The organism is Litchfieldia stipae, from assembly GCF_014837155.1.
Lineage (GTDB): Bacteria > Bacillota > Bacilli > Bacillales > Bacillaceae_L > Litchfieldia.
In genome coordinates this window covers 136,261-155,497 of record NZ_JACYHA010000004.1, presented here as the reverse complement: position 1 = coordinate 155,497, position 19,237 = coordinate 136,261, and the positions used below count along the sequence as shown (strand labels likewise).

Annotated in this window: 13 protein-coding genes and 1 pseudogene; 1 reads left to right on the top strand and 13 read right to left on the bottom strand. The window is 35.8% G+C overall.

The features are described 5' to 3' along the window. The first annotated feature begins 46 nt into the window (after positions 1–46). Positions 47–502 carry a ferritin-like domain-containing protein gene (locus tag F7888_RS06730; protein WP_191778412.1) on the top strand — a complete coding sequence of 152 codons (456 nt, stop codon included), beginning with the start codon at positions 47–49 and terminating at the stop codon, positions 500–502. 47 nt (positions 503–549) lie between these two features. Here the strand turns inward: F7888_RS06730 and F7888_RS23040 are convergent, their stop codons facing one another. The 13 genes and pseudogenes from F7888_RS23040 to F7888_RS06670 all read right to left on the bottom strand — a co-directional run bounded on the left by F7888_RS23040 (position 550) and on the right by F7888_RS06670 (position 19,215). Next, complete coding sequence (locus F7888_RS23040) at positions 550–1,029, bottom strand: methyl-accepting chemotaxis protein (protein ID WP_412095983.1); 480 nt, start codon at positions 1,027–1,029, stop codon at positions 550–552. A gap of 285 nt (positions 1,030–1,314) precedes the next feature. Further along, positions 1,315–1,776, bottom strand: a pseudogene (locus F7888_RS23035) (protoglobin domain-containing protein); the annotation flags it as partial. A 286-nt stretch (positions 1,777–2,062) separates the two neighbouring features. Beyond that, positions 2,063–5,863 (bottom strand): S-layer protein, encoded by a 3,801-nt coding sequence (locus tag F7888_RS06720; protein WP_191778410.1) that lies wholly within the window; start codon positions 5,861–5,863, stop codon positions 2,063–2,065. Between the two features lie 491 nt (positions 5,864–6,354). Beyond that, entirely contained in the window at positions 6,355–7,305 is a 951-nt protein-coding gene (locus tag F7888_RS06715; RefSeq protein ID WP_191778409.1) for a glycoside hydrolase family 43 protein, read from the bottom strand. Positions 7,306–7,407: 102 nt separating this feature from the next. Then, positions 7,408–9,555, bottom strand: a complete 2,148-nt coding sequence (locus F7888_RS06710) for a family 43 glycosylhydrolase (protein ID WP_191778408.1) — start codon at positions 9,553–9,555, stop codon at positions 7,408–7,410. A 54-nt stretch (positions 9,556–9,609) separates the two neighbouring features. Beyond that, a complete protein-coding gene (locus F7888_RS06705) occupies positions 9,610–10,644 on the bottom strand; it encodes an acyltransferase family protein (protein ID WP_191778407.1) in 1,035 nt (344 codons plus the stop codon). Between the two features lie 15 nt (positions 10,645–10,659). Beyond that, positions 10,660–11,076 (bottom strand): hypothetical protein, encoded by a 417-nt coding sequence (locus F7888_RS06700; RefSeq protein WP_191778406.1) that lies wholly within the window; start codon positions 11,074–11,076, stop codon positions 10,660–10,662. A 37-nt stretch (positions 11,077–11,113) separates the two neighbouring features. Next, on the bottom strand, positions 11,114–11,953 hold the full coding sequence (locus tag F7888_RS06695; protein ID WP_191778405.1) for a carbohydrate ABC transporter permease: 840 nt from the start codon (positions 11,951–11,953) through the stop codon (positions 11,114–11,116). 12 nt (positions 11,954–11,965) lie between these two features. Further along, complete coding sequence (locus F7888_RS06690; RefSeq protein ID WP_191778404.1) at positions 11,966–12,898, bottom strand: carbohydrate ABC transporter permease; 933 nt, start codon at positions 12,896–12,898, stop codon at positions 11,966–11,968. Positions 12,899–12,991: 93 nt separating this feature from the next. Beyond that, a complete protein-coding gene (locus tag F7888_RS06685) occupies positions 12,992–14,242 on the bottom strand; it encodes an extracellular solute-binding protein (protein ID WP_191778403.1) in 1,251 nt (416 codons plus the stop codon). Between the two features lie 208 nt (positions 14,243–14,450). Then, entirely contained in the window at positions 14,451–16,244 is a 1,794-nt protein-coding gene (locus tag F7888_RS06680) for a glycoside hydrolase family 2 protein (RefSeq protein WP_191778402.1), read from the bottom strand. A 32-nt stretch (positions 16,245–16,276) separates the two neighbouring features. After that, positions 16,277–18,037 carry a glycoside hydrolase family 2 protein gene (locus F7888_RS06675; RefSeq protein WP_191778401.1) on the bottom strand — a complete coding sequence of 587 codons (1,761 nt, stop codon included), beginning with the start codon at positions 18,035–18,037 and terminating at the stop codon, positions 16,277–16,279. 248 nt (positions 18,038–18,285) lie between these two features. Continuing rightward, complete coding sequence (locus F7888_RS06670) at positions 18,286–19,215, bottom strand: ArsR/SmtB family transcription factor (RefSeq protein ID WP_191778400.1); 930 nt, start codon at positions 19,213–19,215, stop codon at positions 18,286–18,288. Positions 19,216–19,237: the final 22 nt, after the last annotated feature.

Sequence of the window (19,237 nt, the reverse complement as noted above, 5' to 3'; positions counted from 1 at the left end):
AAAAGCATATGATAAGTTGACATTTTATAATTGGGAGGAATCTAGATTGGGTCCAAGTCAGTATGACTATCATTATGATGAATCATATTCTCGTTCACAACACGACATTAGGTTAGCACAGGAGATTCATAAAGCGATTAATGGAGAGTATAGTGCAATTGCATGTTATGAAAGATTGGCCACTATGGCGCCAACAGAAGCTGTACGGAATCAATTATTAGAAATCAGACAGGATGAAATTCATCATTTTGAAGAGTTTTGTAGAATTTATAATCATATTACGGGGCGAGCTGCTCATCCACAAATAACTGAGACATGCCCAAATACCTACAGTGATGGGATAGAATTTGCATTTAAAGATGAGCAAGAAACAGTGGATTTCTACTTGTCGATGGCTGATGTAGCAAAAAACATACTTATTAAAAAGGCATTTAAACGAGCAGCAGCAGATGAACAAAATCATGCAGTTTGGTTTTTGTATTTTATACAAAAAAACAAATGATCATTATTGTATGATCGTATGATTAAAGAGCAGAGTTGCCTCTGCTCTTATGAAATACTTACGGCTGAATTCAATTGTTCTGTAGAGGCTGTGACAGTATCCATAGCTTGACCAATTTCACTAATCGTTTGCACTAAATAATCAATTTCTCGCATTACCTCTTCAACACGTTCAACACTGAGATTCATGGAATCACTTATATTGCTGAATACATCATTTGTGCTGATTGACTTCTGTCTTCCTTCTTCTACTGCATTATTCACATTCTTTAACGCATTTGCTACATTGATTGTATATTCATTCGAAATTTCAATTAATGACTCTATGTTTGTAATAGATATTTTCGTTTGATCTGCAAGCTTTCTAATTTCATCTGCTACCACCGTAAAACCTTTTCCATGTTCTCCCGCTCTTGCCGCTTCTATAGCAGAGTTCAACGCTAGTAAATTAGTTTTATTTGCGATATCCTCTACTATTTTTATCACGTCTTGTATTTCCCGTGATGAAGACATTAGCTTCTCAACCATTTCGACCATCTGCTTTGTAAAGGTGAGCATCAACTCGATTTGTAAAGTTAACTCGCTCAACTCAGACTTTCCATCAGTTGCGAATTTCTGTGCAAGCTGCGATTGCTCATTTGTCTGTAGAACTAGCTTATTCACATCATTGCTGCTCCCAACTAAGGTTTCAACCGATGCTGATGTTTCTTGGACAATTGCCACTAAATCAGAACTAACATCAAGCACTGCTCCTTTTATCTCTTCTTTTACTTGTTCATTTTGAGCTTCAATGTTACTTATATTTTCAGCTTCATAAGACTCTAGAACAATTTGCTGTTCTAGACTAAGAATTTTCGTTATTGCTGAAATAATCAAATGTACTTCCTCAATATCTTCTGAATGTTTAAAAACAAGGGATATCAATGAAGCTTGTAGGTTTTGGAAAGCCCCCATATACCATGCAGGCTTCAAACCAATATGAAAGTGTATTTTAGCTACTCTTTCTCTTTTAATAAGGAATTCTTGGTTAAGCTGCCCATTAAAAAGATCAATAATGTGATCACTTAAAGTTTTCCGAAGACGCTCAACCGTACTATGGTCTTCGATTATTTTCTTAAGCTCATCAATTTCAATAATTGTACGATAAAAGTCATTTACTAGATTTGTTATATTTTGTTCTACTATAGGTTGAATCGCATGAATCACATGCAAATCTTCTTCTGTTAAATGAATCATTTTAATCTTTGATTCTAGTTTCTCATCAGTTATTTGCATTCTCATCTGTTTAACTTGAATATTAGTTAATAACAGCTTTTTTGACTTTTTCCAACTAATCGCCATTGGCATCCCCCTATAAATGAATCTACATTGTTCGACATTTTTCTCAAATGCATAATCATATTCTAGTTCTTTTTACCCAACAAAGAAATACAATTTTCAAAAAAATATAATATTTTTTCATTAAATCGCTTTCATATCAGGATTTTATTGAAAATCAAAAAACCTAGGCTAAGTAGAGTAACACTACTTAAGACCTAGGTTCATTCTATTCATGCCTTATTTAATTAACCTTTACCAAACCTTCAACCGCTTTTTGTAAAGAAATTCTTGCTTCTGCTACTTTGTCTGTTGTACTTTGTGGGTTCTTTAACACTTGTTTCGCATTCATTAATTCTTTATGAAAGACTTTCCAGCTGTCCTTGGTGTATTCTTTATGGTTTCTTGCTTCATTTTCATCATACAATGTCTGAAGCGTTTCTTTGCTTACCTCAACCTTATTTACTCCATTTATCACATCGAGTCCATCAAAGATATACGTACCACCTTTTATCACTATTCGTGCAGTGTGTTTTGTATCCTTAAGTCCTCGAAGTGAATAAGATGTTTGTCTGTCTCCTTTTGCATAAACCCTATAATCTTCATCGATTAAAATATCGTCTACGTATACATCAATTAAAGCGTCAGAGGTAGCACCAAATAAATTGAACCCTGATCCTTCAAAATGGAAGACCATGCTACTATTTGATCCTTCTATTATCGGAGTACTATAAATATTTACTCCCCGATAGTCCATATAGGTATCTAATCTTTCATTATCTTTCAGTGATACTTTCAATGTGTGCGGTTTTTCTTCAAGACCTCTTACAGAATACCTTACACCAGTGCTTGAATTCACGGCAAAGTCTCCTACCTCTTCACCATCAAGCTCAAAATGATATTTTGTTTTATCTCCTGTTCCTGAAAGATAATCTATCCCTGAACCAGTAAAGTTAATTAAAATATACGGCTCGTCATCAAAATTTGCCCAAGCATTCGTATTATTTGATCCCCACACATTATTCTTTCTAAATGCATAAACAGTATTTTCTTCATTGCCTATTTTCGATTCATCATCCTGAACCTTGACGATATCATTTGGACCGATTTTTTTAACAGCTAATATTGGGTCTGTTGTCTCTATTTCAGCTTTACTAAAGCTTGTATAGCTTTCTTTTGCTACAACTCTAAGTGTGTGTTCTTTATCTTCTAGTTGATCAGCAGACCAAACCATCTGTTCAATCTCACTATTGTTCAGATAATTAGCTTGTCCAACTAGCTCACCATCAAGATACACATCAGCTGTTCCATTTGATGGATTTGTGACACCATAAAGTCTAATTTCAGTGCCTTTAAATGTAATTTCAAATGATGCTCCATTAGAGCCCCAGCTATTAGAATTATTTGAACCCCAGCTACCTGTATATACGACTTTATTTAACGTACCTTTTTCAGTTGCTGTGTCTCTGTGCCCAACAGTTACCCCATTCCAAACAGGAATATCTGTACTTGCTGTCATTTGTGTACGGTTAAAATGTGCATAACCTGCTTGTGTATAATCCCACTTTCCAATGTATCCGATTGGATTCAATGAATCGATATTGTTGAGGGCTACTTCTTCTGAGTCATATTTCTTCCCTTGAGCACTATCATACTTTTCGGATTCATAGGTATAACCTTTAATCGGATCGATACGTAAGTTGTCAAATAGAGTTTCATAATATCCTGATCCAATCACTACCCGACCAGACATCACTGTTTGATCCTTGTCTGTGTATGATGCAATTTCTTTCCCATCCAAGTATAGTGTAAACTGATTTTCCTTTGCTTCAAATCCTAAGTTATGCCATATTTTGTTATCAAACTTATCGATTTTTCCATTCTTAACTACATTCCCAAGTTTAAGAATTTCATAGCGACCATCAGAGTATACTCGAGCATTGTATGGAGCATGTGAATCTGTTCCCCCAGCTTTCACTTGTCGCACACCAATTAAGGCATAGTTACTTCTGCCATTAACCTCAGGCGTATGGGTATCTAATAAGAAATCATAAGATACTTTATAGTTGACCCAACGGAAATCACCAATGGTTGTGTTCGGATTACTATTTGAAGCAGATCCGTCTGTACCTCCCCAAACTGCCCAGTCTGCCCCAATGATGTCATGAGTAATTTTCTGCTGCAGCATATTTCCATGAGCCTTTGCATCAGGTATTTTTAAATCAGCACGTTCGGCACTACCACTTGCGACTGGTTTCGTTGCCTTTTTTACAACCTCAAAAGCAGCAAGCTGATCGGTTGTATAACGTGGTGTTCCTCCACGACGGTCAACATAATCTCTTCCTTTTTCATCAACAGGATAATTTTTGTATTCAAAATCGTCTGTATATGGTAACGGAAGAATCGTGTCCTTTGATACATCAACCGGGTCTGATTGATATTCGAAGCCTTCGACCTCTGATTCCTTATCTAATGTAGAAATGGTTACAATCGAATACGGTTTCACCTCAAGCTCATATTCACCATTCTTTGGAGTGATTACATCTACATTTTTGAACCAGTTTGCATCATATGCTTGTCCTGCATCTGGACCACGTGTTTCCCAAACATACATTGGTGCATTTTCTTTACCATTAAGGTTTTTTGCGTTGATCTTATAGTGACGTGTTTGCTTTGTATTATTAGCAAACACAGTTGTATAATCATCGGTTTCTGGATCTTTTAATGTTAAGTAATTATGAGTACTCGTATCGACATCAACACCACCATCGAAGAAGTTCCCATCACTATATGTCGCATCTTTCACATACATCCAGCGCTCATTCTCAGGTGTCGTATGGTCATCATATCCAACGAAATTCATTACATGACGAACCCCTTGAACTCCACCATCTACTTCATAGAAACCTGACCATGGATCGAACGCACTAATTAAGTGCTTCGGATTGTAGGCAGACCCTTCATAAAAAGCAGCGACTGATGGTTGAAAGTCAAACGAAACTGCATTCAGTGGAAGGTTTCCTGCACCAGTCCATGAATACACAGATATGATACGAGAGGTAACATCAATTATTCCTGCTTTTCCTCCAAGTCCATTATAATGCGGCTCCATATTTTCACGGTACCTTGCATTAACCATCGGTGCAATACCCTCTGACACCCAATTTTCTTTTGGCTTTTTCCCTTCTGCAATGAGCTTTTCTTGTAACTGCTTCATCTCATTTGAACCAGTTAAGCCATAATGAGAACTGATAATATCTATTTCATCAATCAGATCTGGATTATCTAAAAGTGTACGACTTATCGTTGCAGTATCTCGATAACCATCAGCAGCTACTAGCTTAATATGTTTGTAGTCTGAATCATAATTAGGCTCTTCTTTAATTTTTGTCGTAAAGTATTTCAGCCACTCTACTTCATTTCTACCATTATTACCTTGAGCTCTTTCATTTTGCGAAATACCAACATAATCTAACTTAAAGCCATATTCTTCATATACCGCATCTATTGTTTGTTTATACCATTGGTAACGATTTTCATACTCTTTGTTTGCAGCACCATTCCATGTAAAACGCGGCTCTCCCCAGCGTAGAATCTCTGTCGTGATATCCGGGTTAATTGATTTGGCATCAGCTGCAAATTGGAAACCTGCTCCTCTCAATACATTTGCAGGTTCATCTGCATAACGCATAGTTGCAGGCTCAGTTCCTGAAGATGAATTGACATCTGCACCTAACTCTACTTTGACATGAGCTAATCCAGCCCCTGTATCTTTATTAAATAACTGATTCATAATTTCCCAATAAGCCTCTGGGTGCTCTTCTTTGTAATCTAGCATCAAACGAGATGTGTTATTTGCCGTAACTGTCCCGAAGCCTTTAAATCGGTTATATTCATCTACTTTGTTTCCATCAATTGTTAATGTTTTTGTAATCACTTCCGCCTTCGATTCCATTGGTTCTACAAAGGCTAATGATCCAAATACCATTGAAGTCGCACATAACGTTCCAATAAGTTTTTTTAACTTTCCCCTTTTCCTTGCCATACGGTTTATCGTTCCTTCCCCTTCGCTAAAAACGATCAACTTTTGCTTTAGCGACTCTAGTTTTTTAATCTAGTTTTAGAATAATAATCATATGTAAGAGTTCATGATGTACGATCATTTCTTGTCTTTCTATGAAGCAGTGCTAAAAAACTTTTGACTAAATATAAATTGCTTACTAATCCCTCCTTTACACATATTTCAGACAAATACAAATACTACCTAATGTATCTTCTCTTTCAACGAGGAAACAATGGTAGCGTTTTCATTATTTCATATTAAGAATCTTTTTATATACAATTATATTGACTTTATATACGATTATTTTTACTTATTGTTCTATTAATAAAGAGGCTGGAACAAAGTTTTTTGTCCCAGCCTTCTTACTTCATTTCAACGTCTACTTTCCCATGAACAGAGTTTTTGACGGTTTTATCTTCATTATCTGTTTCAATCTAATAAAATGACGTAGTCCCTAGGAAACACTCCAATTTTCATTCTCCAGAAGGAACTTTAATTGTAGTTGATGTAGCTAACGGATTTCCGAAATTTGGTGTTCCATCAGAATTCCAAGTGAATTTCTGAATTCTCATGCTTCGTTTTTGACTTCCACCATTTGATTCAGAAATGGCGTGATATACAATCCAATCCTCAGTACCATCTGGAGATTTCGTGAATCCATTATGTCCTGGCGCATAAACCTCATTTTCAATACTCTTCTTAAACACAGGTTGGTTAGTTTTATACCATGCCTCAGGATTTATTACGTCCGTATCATCTGAAGCCGTTAACATTCCAAGACAATAATCATCAGACCAAGTGGTGCTCGCTGAGTAGACTAAGAACAGCTTATGATTCCGTTGCAACATGACTGGCCCTTCATTAATTGCCATTCCACCTTGTTTTTCCCACTCGTACTCAGGCTTTGATATTAATACATTCGGTCCAGTTAATGTCCATGGATTCTCCATTTTAGCAATATATAATGCTGATCCATACTCTGGAAAATTGCCATAACCTGCATAAACAAAATAGAGGTCACCCTTATGTTGAAAAATCGTTCCATCCAAACCAGGATATTCTGTATTCACAAATCCTTTCTCGACCCATTTGTCCTCAAAAGGGTCTGCTGATGGATTCTCCAACACAAACACTTTTCTTGTTTGATCGTCGCCTAATCCATCATTTGCGGTGAAATAGATATACCATTTCCCATTTACCTTATGGATTTCTGGCGCCCATATATTTGCACAATTGATTCCCTCTGCCGGTGCATTCCATAAGGTTTGGCATTCTCCTTTGTGAATTTCACTCAATGTCTTTGACTTCCATAGTTCAAGCTTTGTCCCCCTAGTTACCATCAAATAATAAGTGTCATAATCTTTGTAGACCCAGGGATCTGCTCCAGGATCTAGAAGTGGGTTATGAAACGTATCCTTCATCATCCCTTGCCTCCTTCGGCTTACTCTCAACCTTTCCCTTTATTACATGAACCTGCCAGCAATCTTTAGTTAGTAAGAAATAACTATAATTGCTGGCATGAATAGCTACTTAGAGAACTGAATATAGTCTAGTTCCAACAAACCAGTAGTTTGTGATAATGCAATAGTGTGGGCTCCTTGTTCTAGCTCTATAGGGATAGACACAGTGCCCCATGAATTCTCACTTGTAGGAATGTACTCTATCTTACTAATCTGTTTCCCATCAATTAAAATGTTCTTAGTAGTCACTTCATTTGTTTGATTTTGATAGGTTACTAGTAGGTGATATGTTCCTGCCTCATCCATTTTTATACGATATTCAATCGAGCTATCTCTCTGATCAAAGCTATCAAAGCTTACCTTTTGCTTATTCGATGCAGCGAAGGTATTATTAATTGTTACATTGTTAAGTACCGCATGCTCTGCCTCATAGCGATATTCTGGCTGCTTTGGAACAATTTCAATAAAATCTAATTCAGTAAATAAATCCCCTTTTGAGATTCTAATTTTATTCTCTTGTTTTGATAAGCTAATCTCTTTCTCAACAAAATACCAGCTATCCCAACCATAGCTATCGTAAACAACATCACCGACACTCACATCATTCACAGATACCTTATGTGTTGTTTTCTCTCCCATACCATTTGCATATCGGATTTTCAAGGTATACTCTCCTGGTGGCACGTTTACATCAAATTCTACAAAGCTATCTGCAAAGTCTATATAACCAACCTTTTTTCCATTTGAAGCTGATGTATTCGATACGATTCTTGCACGATTAACAGTCGCATCCTCCGCTTCGAACTTATATCCGACTGGAAGTTTAGGTGTTAATGTTCCTGCTAGTTCACCTGATGGAACAGCTTGTAATGTGCCAGTAGCCACTGGTGTGCCAAAGTTTGGCGTTCCATCTTGATTCCAAGTAAATTGTTGCATTCTTACATTTCGATCCCAACCAGATCCATTAAATTTAGCAGCGTGGTAAATAATCCAATCCTCTGTCCCATCTGGAGACTTAAAAAAGCCATTATGACCAGGACCAAATACCCCAACCTCAGGAGCCTTTACAAAGACTGGTTCTGAGCTCTTTTCCCATGCATTTGGATCAAGAGGATTTGACCCTATGAGTGTCAACATCCCTAATTTATAATCATCTGTCCAACTTCCACTAGCTGAGTAAATCATAAATAGCTGACCATCTGGATTCTGTAAAAATTGTGGCCCCTCATTGACATGTGGTTCCCCAATTTTCTCCCAATCAAACTCTGGACGTGATAATTCCACTCTTTCTCCACTCACTGTCCAAGGATTTATCATTGAGGCAATATAAATGTCTTGACGCACATTTACATCCCCTTCCCATCCAGACCATGTAAAATAGTATTTTCCTTCGTAATTCAAAATCGAACCATCAATTGCCCACTTGTCATCAGGTGTCGTGATTTTTCCATAAGTCGTTCCGTCTGGATAGGAATAAGTACTAAACGGATCTGACGTCTCTGATTGCAAGACATGCATTCGTTGTTTTTCCATGTCTCCACCAGATGCCGCAAAGTAGATATACCATTTCCCTTCGATAAAATGCATCTCAGGTGCCCAGATGTGAGAATCATTAGGTGCACCATTCTCTGGAGTCCAAACGACTTTACTTTCAGCGTTTTGTAAGCCAGAAATCGTTTTAGATTTCCAAATTGTAATATTATTTCCTGTTGTATTTGTGTAATAATAATATCCATCGTTATGTCTTACTATCCACGGATCCGCTCCATTCCCTATAATTGGATTCTCAAATATCTGCTTTGGAACTTCTTCATAGTAAAAAGTAATATGACCGATATCCGGCTGTTTGCCGCCACCATTTTTAGGGGCATGTAAACCATTATCCATTGTGTCCTCCTGATTATAGCTATAAAGATTTCCGGCATTACCACCCTTAACAAATACATACTTAATCCCAAGATTAGATTGCCAACCGAAGGTTTTAGAATCATCAAAATTGAGATTAATATTGCCATTAAGATAGGATCCACTTTTATCTTTATGGCCTTCTAATTCAAGCTTAAATTGCTTTAACCCTTTTAGATTCTTTGGTATCTGTTTGTCATTACCAATAATTTTGACTGGTGTTGAAGACGCTAGAATGCTAGATTCATTTACAATAAACAAAGTGAACACTAAGAAAATAAGAAGTACAATACTTACAGTTTTTTTCATAAATGAACTCCTTTAATAATTTATTTATAAGTCACTTCTTGTTGTCAAATTCATCTAATCATGTACAACTCTATTCTGCCTATTCTCTTTTGGTTTACCTGCTAATATCATAATAAAATACGTGATCACAAATAGGAGAAAAATCGTAAAGAATAGTCCTCTCCACGGCCCTATAATAAACGACTCAAGTACACTCGCTAAAGAAAATATAATTACGTTACTGATTATTAAATAGAAAAGGACATTTTCACCCATGATTTTGAGGAATCCTGCCCCTATTCCCCACCGATTCAATAATCTCGACACTAAATAATAGATATATAAGAAGAAACTGGGACCAACAATCCAAAAGATGCTTGGTGGAAACCTTCCTGGTAGCTGCCCTTTGTAAACCGCTAAATAAACAATAAATATAATCGTTCCGAGTGATGAGGCAAATACGTATCTCCATTGAAACCCAATCTGAAATTTCCCAAAATACATTCCTATTAAATAATAGGGCATGTATTGGATGACCGGAAATGTAGGAAATAGATCTGTACCAATCAGTATCCCTAAATAAGTAGATTCCACTTGACTATAATTGATGAAAGTAGTTACTAGAAGAAGTAATGAGAAGCCCAATATAGCTTTCGGTCGTCTGGATAACCATATAAATATTGGAAAAAAGACAAGTCCGATAAAGATAATTAGAGTAAAGGAAACTAAAAACTCTGACCAACCCGGGATTACCTGTAATAGAACGATTGGCATGACCGTTTCGAATGTTAGTGGTAAGCGTCCAATGAAGACTTGAAACGCTAATCCTGAAATATAAAATGCAACAATTGTTTTTAAACCAGTAAAAAACATTTTCTTACCTACTAAGCTGAATGGTTTACTATAATAAGCAAGCTGATTAACATAGCCAAAACAAAAAACAAATCCAGAGAAAGTGATTAAATTAAAAAACTCCGTACTGATATGAATGGATGGGAACATAGAAGGATCGCTAAAAAACTGCAAAGCATGTGTATATACCATTCCAATGACTAATAAGCCTTTGAAATAGTCAATTGAATGATCTCGTACTTTACTTATTTGTACCACTTCCCTAAATGATGATTAATTTTGCAGTTGATAGTTTGTTAGTTTGGCAATTGATTTATTTTTAGCTAGTGCTAGAATCCCTGCTGATAAAAACAAAATTGACGCTAAGATATCCATCACAAAGTATGAAGCTAAGCCTAAAGAAATAAACCAAATGGGTTTCTTAACCTCTGTTTGATCATCCTTTAATGTTCTAGCTAACACAAAGTTCAGAATCCCAAGAATGACAAAGAGCATCCCAAAGGAAACGGAGAACATATATAAACTACCAAAGATTGACTCCGCCGCCTCAAGGTTTACAAAAGAAGTATATGAATCTTTTAATCCTTCACTTTTGATATATGATGCATATACAAATATGGTAAGAAGACCCGTTGTTATTTGCCAAATAGAACCAATCATAATTAATCTTCTTTCTAGCTTTCTATTCACTTCAAAACCTCCTTTTAGAATGGAAAGATTCCCCTAATTATCCTTTAACTCCTGATGACAAGGAGAGTGATTCCATAAAGTATTTCTGTGTGAATAAATACAGAATAAATGTTGGTACAATGGCAATCAGCGCCCCAGTTAAGGCATGAGCAATTTCAAGTGTTCCATACATTCCTTGAAGCAATTTCAATCCTGGAGTAATTGGCATCATTTCAACATCATTAAACACAATCGACGGCCAAAGGAAGTCATTCCATGCACCAGTAAATGTAAACAATGCTACGACAGTTAATACAGGTCTTATAAGCGGTAATATTAACCTGGTGAAAATTTGAAAGTCAGAAGCCCCATCTACACGTGCAGATTCATCGAAATCCATTGGAATCCCTAACATAAACTGTCTTACTAGGAAAATACTAAATACCCCAGCAGTCCCTGGAACAATAGCTGCTAAGTAATTATTTACCCATCCAAATGTATCAACAATTTTGTAAAGCGGAATAAGATTTACAACAGCAGGAAACATCATCGTTGCCATTAAAAAGACAAATATTGCATCTCTTCCCTTGAATTTCATTCTTGCATAACCATAGCCTGCTAATGAAACAAGAACTAACACTAGAACAGTTTGTGATACCGAAATAATCATTGAATTCATAAACCACTTTGCCACTGGAGCACTTGTATTTGCAAAGAGAACATCCTGATAGTTACCAATAACCCAATTAATCGGTAAAAATGTAAAAGCATTTGACTGTATGTCCGCTTCACTCTTGAATGAAGACAAGACAGTATACAATAGTGGAACAACCCATATTAGCGCCATTATTACTAAAAATATTAATGAGATATACTTAGATAGCTTTTGTCTCTCCATGGTAAGCACCTCCTAATTACGTTGTCTTAAAAAGAAGAATTGAATGGCCGAAACAATCATAATACAAATTCCTAGAATGACTGCCATTGCTGATCCAATACCAGCAATTGAAATACCTGAACCAAATGCATTCTCTTGAATGTACATTAACAATACTGTGGTAGAGCTTGTTGGCCCACCTTTTGTTAACATGAGCGGCTGTCCATATACATTAAATTGAGCAATGGTCGTAATAACGACGGTATATAATATTTGCGCTCTAATTCCTGGTAAAGTAATCCTAAAGAATTTCTGAACACTATTTGCTCCATCAATCGACGCAGCTTCGTATAGATCCTTTGGTATCCCATTTAGCGCTGCTTGGTAGATAATCATATTCGCACCAATTGTCCACCAAACAGTGACAGTTACTAATGTGAACCAAGCATAGGGCTGAGTTGCCAGCCAGTTCGTATCACTATTTAAGTAATGATTGAGAGGTCCAAAGGAAACACTATACAGCATTGAAAAGATGATCATTACTGCTGAAACTGAAAATAACGTTGGCATGTAAAACAATGCTTGAAAAAACTTCATTCCTTTAGGTTTTGTATTAAGTCCTGCCGCTAATAACAATGGAACAATAATACAAGCTGGTACTGTAAAAAGAACAAATTTAAATGTATTTCCCAGACCTGTCCGTAATTGTTCGTAGAAGGTTGAATTTGTGTTAAATAAAATTTCTTGGTAGTTAGCAAACCCAATAAACTCTGGATCCCCAATTAGATCCCAGTTTGTGAATGAAATGTATATACCAAATATCGTCGGAAATAAGAAAAAGATACCAAACAAAATAAGGTGGGGACCTATATAAAGGAATGGTGAAAGTGTTAAACGTTGCTTACTCTTATTTCTCACCAATTCTTTAGACATATTAACTTTCTTATCTGTGCCAGTATTTATCATATTATTAACTCCTATTCTTCTGTAATCGAATAGAGAGAGAATTCCTTATGAATTTATAAGGAATCCTCAATAGTTTATTAGCTTTGAATAAAGTTACTTTTTATTATTTGCTGCTATCTTATCCTCAACCGCTTTTTGTGCCTTTTGCAAACCTTCATCAATATCAAGCTTTCCAAATATTGCATCCCCTACTAACTTATCAACCTCTTCAGCTACGAAGCCATTATACTTATAATCAAAGATTTTAAGTGACTTCTGTAACTCAGGATCTTCGATTAAGAATGAATGTGGTAGCTCCTTAAATTCAGGATTTTCTAAAGTTGATAATGACGCTGGATTTTGTCCTGCCTGTGCCCAAGGAAGTGAATTTTCTCTGATATAGTCAAGAAAGTCCATCATACCCTTTATTTTTTCTTCAGATCGACTTTCGTCCTTGAACATCACGAATTGGTGAGAGGAAGTCCAGTTTACAATGTTGTCAGGTGAAACCTGTGGGAAGTTTGTTATACCCCAATCTAAGCTTTCCACATCATTTAAACTATTTTGCATCCAAATCCCCTCTGGATAAAAAATTGCTTTATTCGACTTAAATAACTGACCAGCATCTTCCCCATCTTTATTCGTAATCTTGTCATCAACCAATCCTTTTAATAACTCAAGTGCCTCCTTCGCTTCTGGAGTATTTAGCGTTGGGGTTTCACCATCACTTGTAATATCTCCACCTAATTGATGATAAATTGATAAGAATGTTGGACGAGTCCAAGTAACTACTGTACCTACAACCCCGTCATTTTTAGAAACTTCTCCCGCTGTTCTAATTTCATCAAATGTAACCACATTATCATCAAGTGCATTTGGTGCATATTTTTCTAGTAACTCCTTGTTATAGTACAAAACAAAGCTATGAACATCTAATGGAACACTGTATCTACTACCATTAATATCCCCAATGTTCCATCCAGCTGGCACATAGTTATCTTCACTTATGTCAGGGAAGTCAGCTAGTACATCATCATAAGTTGCTAGCATCTCATTATCAACAAACTGTTTAATTCTTTCAGCATGCACTACGGTCAAATCCGGAATCCCCTTTCCAGAATTTACAACTGTAGGGATTTTTGTATACATATCATCTGCTTCGATTGAAACATTCTTAATCTTGAATTCTGGATTTGTCTTATTGTATGCATCTACGATTTGTTTCATATTCTCACCGTCAGGACCTGTAAATACATTCCAAAATAGAATTTCGTTTTTAGATGACCCAGAGCTAGATGAACTACAACCAGATAATGCCATAGCAAACATGAAAAGTAATGAAAACATTAATACTGCCTTTTTCATTTGTAATTACCCCCTAAGAAATGTGAATTTAATTTAAAGCTAAATCAAAATAAACCCCTTCCTGTTATCCACCACCCTAATTAAAGCGTTTACATAGAAGCGTAAAAGGTTGTTCATTCTTGCCATTTATATAAATCCCTGACTGAAAATCAACTAGATTTCAGTCAAAGAGATCTAACATGAATAAAGCTACTCAGACTTTGAATCGTTACTTTATTGTTTTTAAATGCCACATATCATTTATTCTCCGAATCTCTTTTAAGTCACATTTAGATTTCCGGTCATATGTCAACAGTCCATTAATCTCCTGTTCCACATCTGTAAGCTGTGTATAGCAATAACCATGTAATGAATAGGATTCGTATACTGCTTTCATGACTCTTTCATAATCAATGATATAGTCCTCTTCATTTGTAACAGACGTATATCCCCAACCACTTTCATCTCCCACTTTGAATCCAATCCCACCAAACTCTGTTAATAGGATTGGTTCACCACAATGTTTGAATCCTATTGCATAGATTCCTCTCCCAGCTGATCTTGAATGAAGAAGAGTATCGGTAGTTGATAATGAATCTCGGAATTCATCATACTTCTCTACTTCATCTATGTGGCCATGATTATAATTGTGAATTGCACAAATATCGGTCCTCGTCATTTCCCAACCGTCATTGGAAATCACTAATCTAGTTTTATCAACTGAATGGATGAGATGATACATTGCTAGCGAGTGATGCTGTTGCTGTTCATTATTAGCAATTGATGGCACTCCCCAGCTTTCATTAATGGGGACCCAAGTAACTATACAGGGATGATTATAATCTCGCTCTATTATTTCAAGCCATTCATTTGTTAAACGTGCAACCGCATTCTCACTATAGGAAGGAGAAGCTGCACATTCTCCCCATACTAAGAAGCCTATTTTGTCTGCCCAATATAGAAATCGAGAATCCTCAACCTTTTGATGCTTCCTACAACCATTAAATCCCATTTCCTTTGCTAATTCGATATCCTTTTTTAGATCTTGATCAGTGGGTGCGGTTAATAATCCTTCTGGCCAGTATCCCTGGTCAAGTACTAGTTTTTGATAGTATGGTTTGTTATTTAAGTACACCATCCCATTTTCAGTATGTATTTTTCTCATCCCGAAATAAGATGTAATTTCATCGATGACAACATCCCCATCTTTCAAACAAATCGTTACATCGAATAAATGTGGATTTTCTGGTGACCAATTCCATCCAACACCATGAAATCCTGTTCTAAATATTTTCCGATTATAGAGATTAATAGACCTTTTCGTATAACCTTCATATATTTTCACAGAATCATTTGCAACATTTTCGTCTTTAAAGCTAATATCAATTTCAACTCTTTTATTTACATATTCACCTAAAATGTCAAGCTCAATTGATATTTCACCAGTATCAATATCAGGAGTAAATCTTACTATTTTTATGTGAGTTTTATTTACTGCCTCTAGCCATACGGTTTGCCATATCCCCGTTGTCCGTGTATACCAAATCCCAGCTGAATTCTCCATCCAAAACTGTTTGCCACGAGGTATCGTTTCGTCTGCTGATGGATCTTCTACTCTAACAACTACGGATTGTTTCCCTTCAATTAAATAGTTCGTAATATCGAATGAAAATGGTGTATGTCCTCCTTCATGAGAACCTACTAAATGGCCATTAATGAACACCATAGCTCGATAATCAACTGCTCCAAAATGCAAGATTATTTGCTTATTTAACATCGATTCAGGAACTTCAAACTCCCTACGATACCATACCCAATCATGAAAACTAGAATCATGAATACCGCTAAGCTTTGTTTGATAAGCAAATGGCACGTTGATTTTTTTTGTATATGTTGAATTTTGACGATACCACTTTTCGTCTAGCCCAATATTCTTATCATCAAATTCAAATTCCCATTCTCCGTTTAAATTTTGCCAATCATCTCTTACTAACTGAGGTCTTGGGTATTCAGTTCGCCACATTCTGTTATACTCCTTTTTTATATAAATAGGAATTATTTACCGTTAATTTCTTTGATCTTACTTAAATCTACTTTTGGATTTCTATCTTCATCCAAAAGACCATTCACTTCTTGTTGAACATCCGTAATTTGCGTATAACAAAACCCACTTATATATGGCATGTTTTTGATTGCTTGAGTAATAGATTCATAGCGATATAGAAAATCCTCTTCACTCTTAACTTGATTTCCATAGCCCCAACCTTTTTCCGAATTAAAAGCAATTCCACCATACTCACTGATAATAATTGGTTGCCCTCGATATTCATAGCCCATTGCCATAGCGTGTTTATGTTTATTAAAAGCAATTTGGTTATTAACGACTTTTTCTTTATCATGATAACGTGCTGAAAATTCATCGCCATATTCTACATAATCATGGAGTGTTAGGATGTCTGAAATCGTATGCTCCCAACCATCATTTACAATCACTGGTCTCATATGATCAATTGCTTTCGTAAGATGATAAATTCCTTCCGTAAACTGTTGTTGCTTTTTATCTGTAAAGATATTTTTCACACCCCAGGACTCATTAAATGGTGTCCATGTAATGATACTTGGATGATTATATTGTTGTTTAACTACCTCAATCCATTCCTCAGTAAAGTTTTGAATCGCTTCATCTGAAAATTCGTAGGTGGCAGCCATTTCTGACCAAACAAGAAGTCCTTTTCTATCTGCCCAATAAAGGAATCGTTGATCCTCCACCTTCATGTGCTTTCTTACTCCGTTAAACCCCATTTCTAAGGTTTTATCAATATCACGGGTAATTGCTTCCTCTGATGGTGGTGTTAAATGTGATTCCCCCCAGTATCCCTGATCAAGTAATAATTTTTGATAAAGAGGTGTATTATTAAGCAGAATATTTCCATTCTCGATTGAAATCTTTCTCATTCCAAAATAAGATTGTACACGGTCAATGATTTCATCATCTTTATACAAGGTAAATTCCACATCATATAAATTAGGATCCTGTGGACTCCAGTGAAGGACTCGCCACGCATAAAATTCACTTGCAATATTTGTAGAGAGTGTCATTGTAGAACGGTCTACAGGTTGCTCTATCGATTTTATTTGCTGGCCATTAAAGGAAATAGATGTCTTCAAGAGTAAGCTGGAATCAATGTTTCCTGTGATCTTATAGGAAAACTCAACTGCCTCTGTATCGATATCTGGTGTAATCTTCACTGACTCAACATGAACTTCATTTAGAAACTCAAGCCAAACAGTTTGCCAAATCCCAGTCGTCTGAACGTACCAACAACCAAAATTTGTTTCCATCCAACGTTGTTTTCCTCTTGGTTGAAAACAGCTTTGACTATCTTCACATTTAACGACAATATTTAATTCATTAGAATCATTTAAGTAGTCAGTGATATTAAAAGAAAATGCGATTTGTCCACCTTTTCGTTCACCTACATAATGACCATTTATCCATAATTTTGTAACATAATCAGCTGCTTGAAAATGGAATAGCAGCTTCTTGTCATCGAATTCATTTGGTATAGTTATCCTTCGTTGATACCAAATATTAGGACAGAAAACTTCTTCACCAATTCCACTAGCTTTTGTCTCATATGTAAAAGGAACAATGATTTTTTGATCAAAAACCTTTGTATTACTGTACCATTTAGCTTTCTCACCTTGATTATTCTTATCAAATTTAAAATTCCACTCACCATTTAAGTTGATCCAATCAGTTCTTACAAACTGTGGTCGTGGATATTCCTTCCTAGGAATATTTATCGTCTCCATGTCATTTAACTCCTTTAACTTAATAAATTTAAAAAAAGAATGAAAGACTTACACGGCATATCCCAATTTTGAACTCATTTTATTTAATACAGATATTCTGTTTAATTACAACTTATCTGTATTTAATCATAGAATACGCTTTCATTTCGAAATAGTCAATCTTTTTTTGGAAAATACTTGTTTAATAGTTCCAAATTTTACAATACAAAAAATCCATCAAATATGAATTGATGGATTAATAGAGAGCTTCAATTATCACTAAACGTCATTTTTAATTTAATATCCTGAGGGTGATCACCAAATTCTTTGCCAAATATGTTAAAGCCACCTTTATGAACCGCATCATCTTTGATACCGATTCGAAAGGTTAGAAATTGATTCTCTAACAAATTTAAATCATTTAGCTTTATATCAGATAAGCTAACATCGTCAATCGTTGTTTGGTGGTTTGTTACCTTCCATGTTTTCAATACCCCATATTGAGTACTTGTCGTCTCACTCCATGATACCGGATTGAGTTTTCCAGGACGATCGCCATAATCTCCAGGACTAGTCCATGTTCCAATATCAATACCATTCAACCATACTGTGATGTCAGATGGCCAATTATGGTCATAATTAGGTGCTTCTGAGCAAATTTCTAATGAGATTTGCAATTCCTTAATCTTTGTGTCCGCAGGTATGGCGAGTGGAAATTTATATTCAAAATAACCTTTTCTTGTCCATAATAATTGAGCATTGGTTCGCACTGGACTATAGAAATGAACAGGTTCATCTTCTGGAATGATGATTCCTTCGTGATTAGCTATGCCACATGTTGGTGAAGCATGAAAATCGATATATTGTCCAATTGGCATCTCTAATTCATAATATTTATTATCCTTTTCTTGATCTTTTACGGCATTTAACTGAATATGAATGTCATCAAAATTACGTGCACAAACCTTCATAGCGCCTCTAGTAGCTGGCCTGAGCTCTGTCAAAATTAAACCACAGTCCTCTAACACTTTCACATGTGCAGCGATGGTAGAAACTGGTTTATCCAAGCTTTCTGATAACTCATGTACATTCATGGTTCCTTTGTTTAATAAATAAATAATCTTCAAGCGAACTTCTGATGATAAAGCATGAGCAACCTTTTGTAAATTACTCAAATTATAAATCGATAATTCTAGCATAATACTCTACCCCAATCCTATA